This is a genomic window from Cryobacterium sp. RTC2.1, assembly GCF_035018685.1.
Taxonomy (GTDB): domain Bacteria; phylum Actinomycetota; class Actinomycetes; order Actinomycetales; family Microbacteriaceae; genus Cryobacterium; species Cryobacterium glucosi.
This window is the reverse complement of the sequence record NZ_JASJXJ010000003.1, coordinates 55,872-70,337: the sequence shown is the minus strand read 5'-3', so window position 1 is coordinate 70,337 and position 14,466 is coordinate 55,872. Positions and strand designations below refer to the sequence as shown.

General features: G+C 67.4%; 11 protein-coding genes and 1 pseudogene. 6 read left to right on the top strand and 6 right to left on the bottom strand.

Annotated features, from left to right (window positions below):
* Positions 1 to 363, top strand: a pseudogene (locus QN357_RS01025) (hypothetical protein); the annotation flags it as partial.
* A 73-nt stretch (positions 364 to 436) separates the two neighbouring features.
* On the opposite strand, the gene QN357_RS01020 reads toward QN357_RS01025, so the two are convergent.
* From QN357_RS01020 to QN357_RS01010, 3 genes are all read right to left on the bottom strand, one after another.
* The gene (locus QN357_RS01020) at positions 437 to 1,861 is read right to left on the bottom strand and encodes a 2-oxo acid dehydrogenase subunit E2 (protein ID WP_322135865.1); all 1,425 of its coding nucleotides are present in this window, start codon (positions 1,859 to 1,861) and stop codon (positions 437 to 439) included.
* A 70-nt stretch (positions 1,862 to 1,931) separates the two neighbouring features.
* Positions 1,932 to 3,305, bottom strand: coding sequence for a dihydrolipoyl dehydrogenase (gene lpdA, locus QN357_RS01015; RefSeq protein WP_322135864.1), 1,374 nt, complete (start codon positions 3,303 to 3,305; stop codon positions 1,932 to 1,934).
* A 140-nt stretch (positions 3,306 to 3,445) separates the two neighbouring features.
* A complete protein-coding gene (locus QN357_RS01010) occupies positions 3,446 to 4,933 on the bottom strand; it encodes a leucyl aminopeptidase (protein WP_322135863.1) in 1,488 nt (495 codons plus the stop codon).
* A gap of 133 nt (positions 4,934 to 5,066) precedes the next feature.
* Here QN357_RS01010 and QN357_RS01005 point away from each other — a divergent pair, with 133 nt between their 5' ends.
* From QN357_RS01005 to QN357_RS00985, 5 genes are all read left to right on the top strand, one after another.
* Positions 5,067 to 5,990, top strand: a complete 924-nt coding sequence (locus QN357_RS01005; RefSeq protein ID WP_322135862.1) for a PAC2 family protein — start codon at positions 5,067 to 5,069, stop codon at positions 5,988 to 5,990.
* A gap of 36 nt (positions 5,991 to 6,026) precedes the next feature.
* Positions 6,027 to 7,358 (top strand): MFS transporter, encoded by a 1,332-nt coding sequence (locus QN357_RS01000; protein WP_322135861.1) that lies wholly within the window; start codon positions 6,027 to 6,029, stop codon positions 7,356 to 7,358.
* A 246-nt stretch (positions 7,359 to 7,604) separates the two neighbouring features.
* Entirely contained in the window at positions 7,605 to 8,972 is a 1,368-nt protein-coding gene (locus QN357_RS00995) for an RNA polymerase sigma factor (protein ID WP_134561085.1), read from the top strand.
* Positions 8,973 to 8,978: 6 nt separating this feature from the next.
* Complete coding sequence (locus tag QN357_RS00990) at positions 8,979 to 10,241, top strand: MurT ligase domain-containing protein (protein ID WP_322135858.1); 1,263 nt, start codon at positions 8,979 to 8,981, stop codon at positions 10,239 to 10,241.
* Between the two features lie 3 nt (positions 10,242 to 10,244).
* A complete protein-coding gene (locus tag QN357_RS00985) occupies positions 10,245 to 10,973 on the top strand; it encodes a type 1 glutamine amidotransferase (protein WP_134558416.1) in 729 nt (242 codons plus the stop codon).
* Positions 10,974 to 11,051: 78 nt separating this feature from the next.
* On the opposite strand, the gene QN357_RS00980 is transcribed toward QN357_RS00985, so the two are convergent.
* The 3 genes from QN357_RS00980 to QN357_RS00970 all read right to left on the bottom strand — a co-directional run bounded on the left by QN357_RS00980 (position 11,052) and on the right by QN357_RS00970 (position 14,459).
* Complete coding sequence (locus QN357_RS00980) at positions 11,052 to 11,285, bottom strand: hypothetical protein (protein ID WP_134446517.1); 234 nt, start codon at positions 11,283 to 11,285, stop codon at positions 11,052 to 11,054.
* Between the two features lie 120 nt (positions 11,286 to 11,405).
* Entirely contained in the window at positions 11,406 to 12,860 is a 1,455-nt protein-coding gene (gene cls, locus QN357_RS00975; protein ID WP_322135855.1) for a cardiolipin synthase, read from the bottom strand.
* 9 nt (positions 12,861 to 12,869) lie between these two features.
* Entirely contained in the window at positions 12,870 to 14,459 is a 1,590-nt protein-coding gene (locus QN357_RS00970; RefSeq protein ID WP_322189675.1) for a leucyl aminopeptidase, read from the bottom strand.
* Positions 14,460 to 14,466: the final 7 nt, after the last annotated feature.

The following is a 14,466-nucleotide window of genomic DNA, read 5'->3' as shown; positions in this document are numbered from 1 at the left end:
GGCGAGGACCCCGCCGCTGCCACCGCTGCGCTGCTCCGCATACGGGCCCTGTGTCTCGTCACGGCGGATCGGGAGTGCCTTGCGGAAGTGTCCCAACCGGACTCTCCGGCACTGGCAGGGGCCAGCGCCCTGATCGGGCACGCGTCGGACGGTGCGACGGGCAGCGCGACGGGATATCCACACGACAGCAGCGCCCCGACCGTCGACGGTTCCCTACCGACGGTCGTCAACCGGATCGGGAATCTCGCGCTCGTGGCCCTGTCCGTCGGCGGAGCGGCACCCGGAAACGACAAACCGGCCTCCGTCCTTGTGGTCAAGGGCGAGGCCGGTTGGCGATTACGCGAGTTCTTCGGTGCCGGCTAGCAGAACGTGCCGGCTAGCAGAACGTGCCGGCTAGCAGAACGTGCCGGCTAGCCGGACATGCCGACTGGCCGACTCAGATGCCGAGGTTGGCTTCGAAGTCGCCCGCCTCGAGACGCTGCTTCATCGTGACGAGGAAGCGTGAGGCATCCGCGCCATCGATGATGCGGTGGTCGTAGGACAACGCCAGGTAGACCGAGGAGCGGATCGCGATGGCGTCGAGGCCACCGCTCGACACGACGAGCGGCTTCTTGTAGACGACGCCCGTTCCGAGGATCGCGCTCTGCGGCAGGAACACGACGGGGGTGTCGAACAGTGCCCCGCGCGAACCGGTGTTGGTCAGCGTGAAGGTGCCACCGGACAGCTCGTCGGGCTTGAGCTTGTTGTCCCGCGTGCGCTGGGCGAGGTCGGCGATCTGGGCCGCGAATCCGGCCAGGTCGAGTTCCGCGGCGTTACGCACGACCGGGGTGAGCAGACCGCGCTCGGTGTCTACGGCGATGCTGATGTTCTCCTGAGCCGGGTACACGATCGTGTCGCCGTCGATCGTGGCGTTGATGATCGGGTTCGCCTGGAGTGCTTCTGCGGCGGCAAGGGCGAAGAACGGCAGGAAGGACAGCTTGTTGCCGGTCTTCTCGAAGAAGGATGCCTTGACCTTGTCGCGGAAGATCGCGACGCGCGTGACGTCGACCTCGACGACGGTCGTCAGCTGGGCCGACGACTGCATCGAGATGACGGCGCGCTCGGCGACGACCTTGCGGAGCCGGGACATCGGCTTGGAGGTGCCGCGCAGCGGCGAGACCTCGAATGCCGGGGCGGATGCCGCGGCGCCGGCGGCCGGGATGGCTGCCGTGATGTCCTGCTTGCGGATACGTCCGCCGACACCGGTTCCGGTGACGCTGGACAGGTCGACGCCGGCCTCGTTCGCGAGCTTGCGGACGATCGGGGTCACGTAGCCGGAGGTGCCTGCGTGGGAGCCACGGGAGACGGCGGGCTCTGCCACGACGGGTGCCGCGACGGGCGCAGGCGCTGCGACCGCTGCCGGAGCCGCAACGGGAACCGGCGCAAAGACCGGTGCCGGTGCTGCGACGGGGACCGGGGCGTAGACCGGCTGGGCGACGGGCGGTGCGACGGGTGCTGCGACCGGGGCGGGTGCGTAGACCGGGGCTGCGACGGGAGCGGTGGCTGCAGGCGCCTCGACCACGGGAGCCGCGACCGGGGCCTCGACCACGGGAGCTGCGACCGGTGCGGGAGCGGCGGCGGCCGAACCGTCACCGATCAGGACCAGGGCGGTACCCACCTCGACGGTTTCGTCCTCCTGAACCAGGATCGCTTCGATGATGCCGGCAACGGGGGACGGGATCTCCGTGTCCACCTTGTCGGTCGATACTTCCAACAGGGGCTCGTCGACCTCGACGCGGTCGCCCACGTTCTTCAGCCAGCGGGTAACCGTACCCTCTGTGACACTCTCACCGAGTGCCGGAAGGCTAACGGATTCGCTCATGCGTTTGTCTCCTTCAAAACCATTATGTGATCTGTACTTAGCTTATAGACGGTCGGTAGCCGGGAAACGGCTACATCGCGTGGAGGGGCTTCCCGGCCAGGGCCAGGAATGCCTCGCCGAGCGCTTCGTTCTGGGTCGGGTGCGCGTGCAGGAACGGGGCGATGTCCTCCGGGTACGCCTCCCAGTTCACGACGAGCTGGCCTTCGCCGATGAGCTCGCCGACGCGCGCGCCGATCATGTGGATGCCGACGATCGGGCCGTCGTTGACCCGGACGACCTTGATCGAACCGCTCGTGCCGAGGATCGAGCTCTTGCCGTTGCCGCCGAGGTTGTACTCGTAGGACGAAACCTGGTCTGCGCCGAACTTCTCGGAGGCCTTCGCCTCGGAGTAGCCGACGGACGCGATCTCGGGGTCGCAGTATGTGACCTTCGGGATGTTCAGGTCTTCGACGATGATCGGGTTGAGGCCGGCGATCTCCTCGGCGACGAAGATGCCCTGCTGGAAGCCGCGGTGCGCGAGCTGCAGGCCGGGAACGATGTCGCCGACGGCGTAGACGCCGGGGATGTTCGTCGCGAGGCGTTCGTCCGTGAGGACGAAGCCGCGATCCATCGCCACGCCGACCTCGTCGAAGCCGAGTCCGGCCGTGACCGGTCCGCGTCCGACGGCGACGAGCAGGATCTCGGCCTCGACGGTCGAGCCGTTCTCGAGGGTGACGACAACGCCGTTCTCGTGCTGGGTCACGCTCTGGAAACGGATGCCGAGCGAGTACTCGATCCCGCGCTTGCGGAAGGCGCGCTCAAGCTGCTTGGAGACCGATTCCTCTTCGTTCGGGACGAGGTGCGGCAGCGCCTCGATGATGGTGACGTCTGCACCGAAGGACTTCCAGACGCTCGCGAATTCGACTCCGATGACGCCGCCGCCGAGCACGGCGACCTTGTTCGGGACGAAGTTCAACTCGAGGGCCTGCTCACTCGATATGACGCGGCCGCCGATCTCGAGGCCCGGGAGGGATCGCGAGTACGAGCCGGTGGCGAGGACGACGTTCTTGCCGACGATGCGGTCGTCGCCGACCTGGACGGTGTTCGGCGCCACGAGGCGGCCTTCGCCCTGGATGACGGTGATGCCGCGTGCCTTGATCAGGCCCTGGAGGCCCTTGTACTTGGATGCGACGATTCCCTCACGGAAGGCCGTGACGGTCGCCATGTCGATGCCCTCGAACTGGGTCTTCACGCCGTACTTCGCGGCTTCCCTGCTGACATCGGCCACCTCGGCCGAGTGCAGCAGGGCCTTCGTCGGGATACACCCGACGTGCAGGCAGGTGCCGCCGAGTTTTCCCTTCTCGATCAGGCCGACGGTCAGGCCGAGCTGGACGGCGCGCAACGCTGCTGCGTAGCCACCGCTTCCTCCACCGAGAACGACAAGGTCAAAATTCTGTTCCGACACTCAGGGACTCCCTTTTATTCACATACGGGCGCTGGACACAAGCGCGTACTCACAAGCGGAAAAGCACAAAAAGTCTGCGGGACGGGAATCGATGACACCCGTGAGCCGGGCGCTTTCTTCCCCATGCCACCTCGACTGTACTACGGGCGCGAAAAGTCCTCGGCCAGACGCAGCAAAGCGCGCACCGAAACGCCGGTGGGACCCGCGTTCGTGAAGCCCCAGCCGCCTCCGGTGTTGTGCGCAGGTCCGGCGATGTCGAGGTGCGCCCAGGGGATGGTCGCGGCATCGTCCCCGGTCCCGCGGGTCCCGATGAACTCGCGCAGGAAGACGGCGGCGAGGAGCATTCCGCCGGCACTCGAGCCCATCTTGGCGTTCGCTATGTCGGCGACGTCGGAGTTCAGCGTGGCGCGGAGCTCGTCGGGGAGCGGCATCGCCCACAGCTGTTCACCGACACCGGCACCGGCGGCGAGCACGCGGGCGACGAGGGCGTCTTCACCCATGACGCCGTAGTAGCGGTTGCCGAGGGCGACGATGGCGGCTCCCGTCAGGGTGGCGACATCGATGATCGCGTCGGGTTCTTCCTCACCCGCTGCGACAAGCCCGTCGGCGAGGACGAGACGACCCTCGGCATCCGTGTTGAGCACCTCGACCGTGCGGCCGCCGCGGATGCGAAGGACGTCGTTCGGGCGGATCGCATTGCCGGACGGCATGTTCTCCGCGATGCAGAGCCACGCAGTGATGCGCACGTCGAGGGAGAGGCGGGCCGCGGCGAGCACGACAGCGAGCACCGTTGCAGCGCCGGTCATGTCGTATTTCATGCCGACCATGGAGCCGGCCGGCTTGAGGGAGAGTCCGCCGGTGTCAAAGGTGATGCCCTTGCCGACGAGGGCGATGTGACGGCTCGCGGTTTCGGGCGCGTAGCTGACCTTGACCAGGCGCGGCGGACGGGTGGAACCCTGGCCGACGCCGGCGATGCCGCCGAAACCGTCGGCGGCGAGTTCGGCCTCGTCCCAGACCCTGACCGTGACGGGCAGGTCTGCGGCGGCGGCGACTGCGCGGTCGGCGAGTGCCTCGGGGTACAGATCGGACGCCGGCATGTTCACGAGGTCCTTGACGAGGGCGACGGCCTCCGACACGACGAGGGCGTGGGCGACGGCGTCCGTTCCGTCGAGCGCACTGTGCACGGTGACGCGGCCGGCGGGAAGCCGGGTGCCGGCGAGGGACGCCTGGCGGTACTCCGTGTACGAATAGGCTCCGAGCGCGGCGCCCTCTACGACGGCGGTGAGCTCGGCGGTGCTCGCGAGCGGGAACGCGAAGGCGACGCTCTCGACGCCGGTCAGCTGGCGGACGGCGGAACCGGCGGCCGCGCGCAGGGCGTCGACACCGGCGTCCTTGCCGAGTCCGACGATTGCGATCGTGCGCGCGCCGCCGACGGATGCCGGAATGCGGACCACCTGGTCCCGTGCGCCCGTGACGCCGAGGTCGGCGAGGACGGTGGACAGGGCCGTGAACGCCGGGTCGGCGAAGAGCACCGCGGAGTCTGCGGACTGGAGCGCGCCCACGATCAGGACGTCGGCGGTTGATTCGATGGCGGGTTGTGCGGACACGGAGAGAACGGGAGCGGTCATCCTTCGATGCTACTGGCCGCCCCTGTGCGGCCCGTTCGGCCGGTGATGCCTGCGTGGCCTGTTCGCTTACGGCACTATGCGGGGACCCGCGGATTCCCACCCGGCCGCGAGGACGCGGCCTAGTGTTAACGGCATGCGCGATCCTGGTGACATCTACGAGCTGACGGCTGAATCGGCATCCGTGCCCGAGGGCCTGAACCTCGTCGCGGGCCTGACCGGGTTCGCAGACGCCGGGGGAGCGGTGGCGCAGTTCACCGAATACCTGCTCGGAAACCTCACCCACACGCTGATCGCGTCCTTCGACGCGGATGTCCTCCTCGACTACCGGGCCAGGCGGCCGATCATCTACTTCGATCGCGACCACCTCACCGGCTACCAGCCGCCGGTGCTTCGGCTCTACCTCGCGCACGACGAGATCGGCCAGCCGTTCCTGCTGCTGTGCGGTTTCGAACCGGACTTCCGCTGGGAGCAGTTCACCGCCGCCGTCCTCGAGATCGGCAAGCGTTTCCGCGTCGCAGCGACGACGTGGGTGCACTCGATCCCGATGCCGGTTCCGCATACCCGCCCGATCGGCGTCACCGTGAGCGGCACCCGCTCAGACCTGATCGAGGGCATGTCCGTCTGGCGTCCGCACACCCAGGTTCCGTCCAATGTCCTGCACCTCGTGGAGTTGCGCCTGCACGAGAGCGGCGCCGCGGTCGTCGGGTTCGTGCTGCTCGTCCCGCACTACCTCGCAGACACCGAATTCCCGGCTGCAGCGCTGTCCGCCCTCGAGAGCACGAGCGCGGCAACCGGCCTGATCTTCCCGACGGACCAGCTCCGCGAGCAGAATCGCGATTTCATCAATCGGATCGACGAACAGGTGCGCGAGAACCCGGAGCTCGCGAAGCTCGTTGGCACCCTCGAGGAACGCTACGACACCTACATGGAGGGCAGCAGCGTGCGGTCGCCCCTGACCGATGAAGATGGCGAGCTTCCCAGCGCCGACGAGATCGCAGCAGAACTCGAGAACTTCCTCGCGACCCGCCGCAGCCGCGACGACGGCACGGGCGCCTGAGCCGAGGAACGGCCCGGACCGGATAGATTGGGAGCAATGAACTCCCGTCGCTCCTGGCTCATCTTCTCCATCGGGTCGTTCGCGTACCTATCGGCAGTCCTGCAGCGCACGTCGCTCGGCGTCGCCGGAGTCGCGGCGTCTGAGCGCTTCGGCGGCACCGCCGCGCTGCTCTCCAGCCTCGCCGTCGTGCAGCTCGTGGTCTACGCAGCGGCGCAGGTGCCTGTCGGGGTGCTCATCGACCGGTTCGGACCCCGGATCCTCGTGATCGTCGGGACAACGCTGATGATCGGCGGACAGGTCACCCTCGCGTTTTCCACCGACATCACCGCCGCCGTCGCCGGTCGGATGCTCGTCGGTGCGGGAGACGCCGCCATCTTCATCTCCATGATCCGCCTGATCGGATCCTGGTTCGACGGCCCCCTTGTGCCCCAGCTTTCGCAGTGGCTCGGCAACATCGGCCAGCTCGGCCAGGTCCTCTCCGCCGTTCCGCTCGCCTGGGTGCTGCACACCTTCGGCTGGACGCCCGCGTTCCTGTCCGCGGCATCCGTCGCCGTCGTCGCGCTCGTCGTCGTGATCGTCGTGATCGAGGACCGGCCGGTGGGATCGACGGACGAGGCTCGGCCGACGAGCCTGCGGGAGGCGCTCGTGCTGCTCAAGAAGAGCTTCCGCAGGCCGGGAACGCAGCTCGGATTCTGGTCGCACTACGTGACGCAGTCGCCAGGAACCGTTTTCAGCATGCTCTGGGGTTTCCCCTTCATGGTCTACGGCCTCGGCTACGACCCCGCTCTTGCCGCCTCGATGCTGATGGTGCTCGTCGCGGCCGGCATGGTTTTCGGCCCCATCCTGGGCATCCTCACCGCACGCTACCCCCAGCGCCGCAGCAACATCGTGCTCGCCGTTGTCATCCTGATGGCGGCGGCCTGGACCGTCGTCCTCGCCTGGCCGGGAACGCCACCGTTCTGGCTCATCATCCTACTCCTCGTCACCCTCGGAATCGGCGGCCCTGGCTCCCTGATCGGGTTCGACTTCGCTCGCAGCTTCAATCCGAAACGCAGCCACGGCTCGGCCAACGGCGTCGTGAACGTCGGCGGCTTCACGGCGAGTTTCGTGATGGTGTACCTGATCGGGGTCCTGCTCGACCTTCAGAATGGCTGGCGAGTCGCCGGGGGAGCGCCGAGCAACCTGTACTCCCTGGAATCCTTCCGGGTCGCCTTCCTCGTGCAGTTCCTGGTCGTCGGGATCGGCGTCGTGTTCCTGCTCCGCGCCCGGCGCCGCACCCGATTCCTGTTGTCCCGCGACGAGGGCGTCGAGGTGGCGCCCCTCTGGATCGCCGTGGCGCGGGCCTGGCGGCGTCCGCGTTCGCGCTGAGCGTGTTCGAGAGGCCGTGAACTGGCTCGTTATATACACAAAGCATGCAATAATTGTCAATAGGGCCCGTTCTGGTCCTGGGTGCACCGTTACCAGTTGATGGTGCGCAGCCCGGGACTTGACATGGGTCCTAGTACTGCCCAAAATCCATATCTGCCCGGCTTGGCGCACGGACCGTTTCCCCCGGTTCACCGCACCTGCGGGCAGCGCCGCCGGTGCACACCCGACGGCATGAGAGGTGTTCGAATGGCAACCCGCACAAAGACCGAGCCAACCGAAGAGACCACCGTTGCCGAGACGGATGCCGCGAAGAAGGCCCCCGCCAAGGCCCCGGCCCGCAAGGCAGCGGCGAAGGCCCCCGCCATCAAGCGCGCCCCCACCAAGGCCGCCGTCGCGAAGGCAGCCGCAGCGGCAGCTGCATCCGATGCCGCCGCCGTCGCTGCTGCCGGTTCAGGCAACGACGACGATGACGACGACGATGACGAGCACCGCACGCCGCGCAAGCGGGCCGGCGCGAAGTCCAAGGCCGGCGCGGACGACCACGACGACCTGAACGGTCACGATGAGGTCGAAGACGACCACAACGACGACGACCACGGCAAGAAGACGCCGACGGAGCCCCTCCCGAGCGGCGCGCTCGTCCTGTCCCTCGTCGACGACGAGGACGAGGTCCCCGTCTACTCGAGCGCCATCACCGGCGCAACGGCAGACCCCGTCAAGGACTACCTGAAGCAGATCGGCAAGGTCGCCCTGTTGAACGCGGCCGAAGAGGTCGAGCTCGCCATGCGCATCGAGGCCGGGCTGTTCGCAGAGGACAAGATGTCCCAGATGACCGACGCGGAAAAGAAGAGTGCGCTCGGGCGCGAACTCCTCTGGGTCGCCAAGGACGGCGCGCGCGCCAAGAGCCACCTTCTGGGTGCGAACCTGCGCCTCGTCGTCTCGCTCGCCAAGCGCTACACGGGCCGTGGAATGCAGTTCCTCGACCTGATCCAGGAAGGCAACCTTGGACTGATCCGCGCCGTCGAGAAGTTCGACTACACCAAGGGCTTCAAGTTCTCCACATACGCCACGTGGTGGATCCGCCAGGCGATCACACGCGCCATGGCCGACCAGGCCCGTACCATCCGCATTCCCGTGCACATGGTCGAGGTCATCAACAAGCTCGCCCGCGTGCAGCGCCAGATGCTCCAGGACCTCGGTCGCGAACCCACGCCGGAAGAACTGAGCCGCGAACTCGACATGACCCCGGAAAAGGTCGTCGAGGTGCAGAAGTACGGCCGCGAACCGATCTCCCTGCACACCCCGCTCGGCGAAGACGGCGACAGCGAATTCGGTGACCTCATCGAGGACACCGAGGCCGTCGTCCCCGCGGACGCCGTCGGATTCACCATGCTGCAGAAGCAGCTCGAGAGCCTGCTCGACTCGCTCTCCGAGCGCGAAGCCGGCGTGATCCGGATGCGCTTCGGCCTCGGCGACGGCATGCCCAAGACGCTCGACCAGATCGGTGACACCTTCGGAGTGACCCGCGAGCGCATCCGCCAGATCGAATCCAAGACGATGGCCAAGCTGCGTCACCCGTCGCGGTCGCAGTCACTACGCGACTACCTCGAATAGAATCCCGTGCGCTATGCACCGGCAATCCTGGTCGGCCGAACTGTGCGGGTCCTCGCGCGCTGGCGAAAGCCGGGCGGGGGATCCGCGGTTCCCGGCCTCGTCGTCAACAAGATCGCTCCGGGGTTCCTCGCGAGCGTTCTGAACGGCTTTCCAGACGGTCTCGTGATCGTGTCCGGCTCGAGCGGCAAGTCCACGACCACCAAGATGCTCGTCGCGGCCCTCCGTGCGCACGGCGTCACGGTGTTCACGAACCAGTCGACCGCCAACATCAGCCAGGGACTCACCTCCGCCCTGCTCGAGGAGGTCAGCCTCACCGGTCGGATCCACGGTGACATGGCCGTGCTCGAAATGGATGAGGGGCACGGCGCCCTCATCTCGGCGACGCTCAACCCCCGGGTCGTGGCACTGACGAACGTCATGGTCGACCAGATCGACCGTTTCCACGACTCCGACATGGTCGTGGCCATGCTGGCCAGGATCGCGAACCGTGCGAGCGGGACCGTCGTCATCAACGCAGACGACGCGTCCCTCCTCGGCCTCGTCGACCACCTCGACGGCCCGGCCGCCGTGGCCCGCTACGGTGTGACGGCGGAGATCCTCGCGGAGAACCCGCGCGGTCTCGGCTACAGCGTGACCGCGTCCGAGCGGATGCCGCCGGTCGGCGGCATCCTGCTCACGCGCGTCTCCGGTCGCTCGGCTTCGGTCCTGCTCGACGGCCGGTCCTTCGACCTCGGCTTGCCTGCGCGCGGCGTGCACTACGCCGTGGACGCACTCACCGCGATCGCGGCCGCCCGGGCCGCTCTCGGGGACCGCTTCGACGCGGCAACGGCCTGCGCCGCCGTATCCGCGATCCCGCCCGTCTTCGGCAGGGGCGAGATCGTCACCGTCCGCGGCCGCCGCGTCGAGTTCGTGCTCGTGCAGAACCCGGCGAGCTTCCAGCTCAACGTCGACAGCCTCGAACCCGGCCTCGACCAGGTCCTGGTCGCTATCGGGTCCGATGTCCGCGATCCGTCATACTTCTGGCCGGTCGACACCTCCGGCCTCGGCCGGGTGCTGATCGTGTCTGGATCGAAGGCCCACGACATTGCACTGCAGCTCGCATACGACGGGGTTGTCGTCGACCGGATCGAGCCAGACCTCGGCCGGGCACTCGACGACTTCCTGGCCCTGCCGGATCCGGAGCACGGCATCAAGACCATCATCTTCTCGGCGGATTCGATGCGGCGCACCCGCGCACACCTCGGCCTCGCCTCGAACCGGGAGGGTTGAGCCATGCGCGCACTCACGATACTGTCCGTGCTTCCCGAACTCCTCGACACCAACGGGGACGCCGCCAACGCACGCGTGCTCGCACAGCGCGCCCGCTGGGCCGGCTTCGACGCGACCATCGTGCCGGTCAGGTCGCTCGAGGAACTCCCGAGCAAGGTCGACGCGATCGTGATCGGTTCCGGAAACGACTCCGACCTCCTGGCGACGCGCGATCTCCTGGCCCCCCTGGTCAATGCTCTGCGCGCGTGGACAACGGCGGGCGTTCCCGTGCTCGCGGTCGGAACCGGCTGGGAACTCCTGAGCTGGGGAGTCGAACTCGCGGACGGCAGCGTCGTCGAAGGTCTCGGTCTCGTCGCGGGGCGTGCTGTCCCGCTCGCGGAGCGTGCGACGGGCGACCTTGTCGTCGAATCAGCGTTCGGCCGGCTCGTGGGCTTCGAGAACCACGCCCGCAGCTACGTCGGAGCGGAGGCATCCGTTCTCGGCCGGGTGCTCAGCGGCGTGGGCAACGGGGCGAAGACGGAGGGTCTCCGAATGGGGAGCTTCCTCGGCACGCACCTGCACGGTCCGGTCCTCGCCCGCAATCCGGGTCTGGCGGACCATATCCTCTCCGCAGCGGTCACGCGGGCAGGCGGCGTCTATGTGCGTTCGGAGCGCGCAGCTGCCGCCGATGCGATCGCGGAGGCCGCGACGGCCGTCGTGGTCTCCACCCTCAGCCTCGACGCGGACTCCTAGAGGCACAGCGGACAAGAAAACGGCGCCGCCGCGACCTCAGTCGCGTCGACGCCGTTTCCGGTCGTACTGCCTGTCGCGTTACGAACGCTGGTCTTCGAGGAGCCTGCTGGACTCGTCGTGCCAGCTGTCCGCGATGGCGGAGAGTTTTTCCTGGTGCTTGCGACCGTGGTGGGCGCAGAACATCAGTTCGCTGTTGTTGACGCTGACGCGAATGTACGCCTGCGCGCCACACGCGTCACACCTGTCGGCGGCCGTGAGCTGGTGCGTGGCGCTCTGGTTTTCGATGGCACCATGTGCTGCGATCTGGGACATTTTTTTCCTCCTCCAGACTGATACCAAGCGATACCAATTGAACTTGGTCCTATACAAACACGGCCGAGCCTCGATAAGGAGTCGATTCGGTTACATTTCGCTTACCGCGTAGCGGATTGCTCACTGCAGTGAGGAGGTGAGTCGCGCCAGGCTGTCACCGATTTTCTGGGTGACCGGCCGTGCGAGCCAGTCGGCTAGTTCGAGCCTGACGCTGTTGGCCCGGTAGCCGTCTTCGACGAGCCGCATGCCGGTTGTGAAGTCCCGTCCGTGGACGAGCACCGAAATCTCCATGTTGAGACGGAATGAGCGGATGTCCATGTTGCTCGATCCGATCACGGCGATGTCATCATCGATCGTGAAGTGCTTGGCATGCAGCACCGTCGGGGCTCGGTACAGGTAGATGGAGACGCCTGCGCGCAGCAATGCCTCGTAGTACGACCGCTGGGCGTGGTAGACGAGGGCCTGGTCTCCGACAGCGGAGACGAACAGCTCGACGTCGAGTCCGCGCGACGCCGCGGTGATGATCGCGAGGAGCGTGGACTCCTCCGGCACGAAATACGGGCTCGTGATACTCACCCGGCGTTCGGCCTTGTGGATCAGCAGGGCGTAGAGCTTCAGGTTGTTGTCGTTCTCGAAACTCGGCCCGCTCGGGACGACTTGCGCGTCCAGGCGCTCCACCCGGGGCTCGAGCAGCAGCGGGGTCGTGTCGAGCGGGAGCAGGGCATCTGTCTCGCTGTACCAGTCGGTGACGAAGACGGCGTCGAGCTCCCGGACGACCGGCCCGTCGAGCCGCACCATGAGCTCGTGCCAGCGCAGGCCTCTCGCGAGATTCTTCTTCTTCAGGTAGGTCGGGTCGATCAGGTTCTGCGAACCGGTGAACCCGATCCGACCGTCGACGACGACGAGTTTGCGGTGGTTGCGCAGGTCGGGTCGTTGCCAGTGCCCGCGCAACGGCCGGAGCGGGAGCATGGCGTGCCATTCGGCGCCCATGTCCGACAGGGCGGCGAGTGTCTCGGCCCGCCGGGGCAGGAGGAACCCGGAGAGATGGTCTGAGAGCACCCGGACGGTGACACCCCGCGCGATCGCCCGGCGCAGCGCGTCGAAGAACGGCTCCGTGACGCTGTCGAGCACGAGGATGTAGAACTGGACGTGCACGTACTCCGTCGCGGTGTCGACGGCCGCCGTCATGGCAGCAAGGGATCCTTCGTAGTCCGGAAGCAAGGCGGCTCGGTTGCCGCCGACCATGGGCAGCGCACCGAGGTTGACATTGAGCTGGACCGCGGACGGCAGCCACTGCGGCCACTGTTCGCGGTGGCTGACCTGGTGGAACCCTTCCGTCCGGGACAGGATGAGTTCGTTGACCTCGCGTTGCTTGTCCCGCCGAGGGGCGGGGAGCCGTCCGAACCCCACGAGCAGGAACGCGACGGCTCCGAGGTAGGGGATGAAGACGATCGTGAGTACCCAGGCGATCGCGCTCGCGGGCGACCGGTTCGCCGACACGAGCACGGTGGCCGTGAAGCCGACGATCACGTGCACCATGATCAGGACGAGAGCGACGGTTTCGAGATCCTGCATCCGGGTGCCTCAGCGGGTGTTCCGGGTCGGCGCGATGCTGTCCGCCGTGAAGTTCAGTGCGAGGTCGATCAGCAGCCGGGTGCCGAACCCCGTCGCCCCCTTGGTATTCCACAGCTCGTCTGTTTCCGACTGCATGGTACCCGCGATGTCGAGGTGAGCCCAGGGCACGTCCTTGACGAACTCGGCGAGGAACAGGGCGGCGGCCGTCGCCCCGGCGTACTTGCCGCCCATGTTCGACAGGTCGGCGACGTCGGACTTCAACTGGGGTCGGTAGCGGTGTTCGAGCGGCAGTTGCCAGATCGACTCCGCCGTAGCGCGAGACGCGGCGATGGCGCGGTCGACGAGGGCCTGGTTGTTTCCGAAGACGGCGGCCGTGTGCGTGCCCAGGGCCATCAGCGCGGCCCCGGTGAGCGTAGCGACGTCGATGATCGCGTCCGGATTCTCCTCGCCGGCCAGGACCAGGGCATCGGACATGACGAGGCGGCCTTCCGCGTCGGTGTTCTTGATCTCGACGGTGGTTCCGCCTCGGATGGTGAGGACGTCGCCGAGCTTCATGGCGGAGCCGCCCGGCATGTTGTCCGTGCACATCAGGAAGGCGGTCACCGCGGACGCGCAGTCCAGGGCGCGGAGTGCCGTCATCATGGCCAGGACGGCGGCGGCGCCGGCCATGTCCATCTTCATCAGCAGGTGCATCGGGTCGGAGGGCTTCAGCGAGATCCCGCCGGAGTCGTACATGATGCCCTTGCCGACCAGCGCGAGGTGGGCGGGAGGCGCCTCACCGTCCGTTGGCGCCGCACCGACCGTTGGCGGGGGAGAGTACGTCACCTTGATGATCCGTGGCTCTTCGACGCTTCCGGCATTCACGCCGAGGAGACCGCCACAGCCCAGCTCGATGATCTGCTGCTTGTCGAAGACATCGACGGCCAGCCCGTGTTCGAGGCCGAGGCCGATCGCGATGGTGCCGAGATCGGTGGCGGTGAGGTGACTCGGCGGAGTGTTGGCCAGGTCCCGGGCGAGATTTGTGGCGCGTGCGGTGATCTCGCCGACACGGACCCCCACGCGAGCCTGATCCGCGACCCCGGAGCCGGTACTCGGGGTGTCGAGGACGATGTCGAGGGTGACGAGCGCGCAATGGTCGGAGGAAGGCTGCAGCTCGACGTATCGGTAGCGGGCGAGCAGGACCCCTTCGACGACCGCCTGGCCGACGGTCGCAGCGTCGAGGGGGAAGGTGTCGCCGATCGCGAGTGCGATCCGGGGATAGCGCTGGGCCGCCCGCGCGAAGGTGGCCGCGACGTCGCGCAGGAGATCCGCATCCTGGGCATCCGCGGGTCCGGCACCGACGACGATGAAGATCGGACCGTTCGGTTGGGGGAGAAGCAGGGTCTGCCCGATGCTGCCGGTGAAGCCGGCAGAGACGAGGGTGGCCCGTTCGGCACCCAGCGTCAGGGGAAGGGGGCCATCCGGGCCGATGAGGAATCCGACGGCGTCAAGACCGACCGGCACCTCGGAGACGACGAGGATTCCGACAGCGGAGGCCGGAGTCTGGGATGGCGTCCGGGTGAACGATTCCGGGATGAGTTTGTATGTGCCGAGGGACATGCGCGGT

Coding starts and splice junctions, on each gene's coding strand:
- QN357_RS01020 (WP_322135865.1), bottom strand. CDS start 1,861: ATGAGCGAATCCGTTAGCCTTCCGGCACTCGGTGAGAGTGTCACAGAG.
- QN357_RS01010 (WP_322135863.1), bottom strand. CDS start 4,933: ATGACCGCTCCCGTTCTCTCCGTGTCCGCACAACCCGCCATCGAATCA.
- QN357_RS01005 (WP_322135862.1), top strand. CDS start 5,067: ATGCGCGATCCTGGTGACATCTACGAGCTGACGGCTGAATCGGCATCC.
- QN357_RS01000 (WP_322135861.1), top strand. CDS start 6,027: ATGAACTCCCGTCGCTCCTGGCTCATCTTCTCCATCGGGTCGTTCGCG.
- QN357_RS00995 (WP_134561085.1), top strand. CDS start 7,605: ATGGCAACCCGCACAAAGACCGAGCCAACCGAAGAGACCACCGTTGCC.
- QN357_RS00985 (WP_134558416.1), top strand. CDS start 10,245: ATGCGCGCACTCACGATACTGTCCGTGCTTCCCGAACTCCTCGACACC.
- QN357_RS00980 (WP_134446517.1), bottom strand. CDS start 11,285: ATGTCCCAGATCGCAGCACATGGTGCCATCGAAAACCAGAGCGCCACG.
- cls (WP_322135855.1), bottom strand. CDS start 12,860: ATGCAGGATCTCGAAACCGTCGCTCTCGTCCTGATCATGGTGCACGTG.
- QN357_RS00970 (WP_322189675.1), bottom strand. CDS start 14,459: ATGTCCCTCGGCACATACAAACTCATCCCGGAATCGTTCACCCGGACG.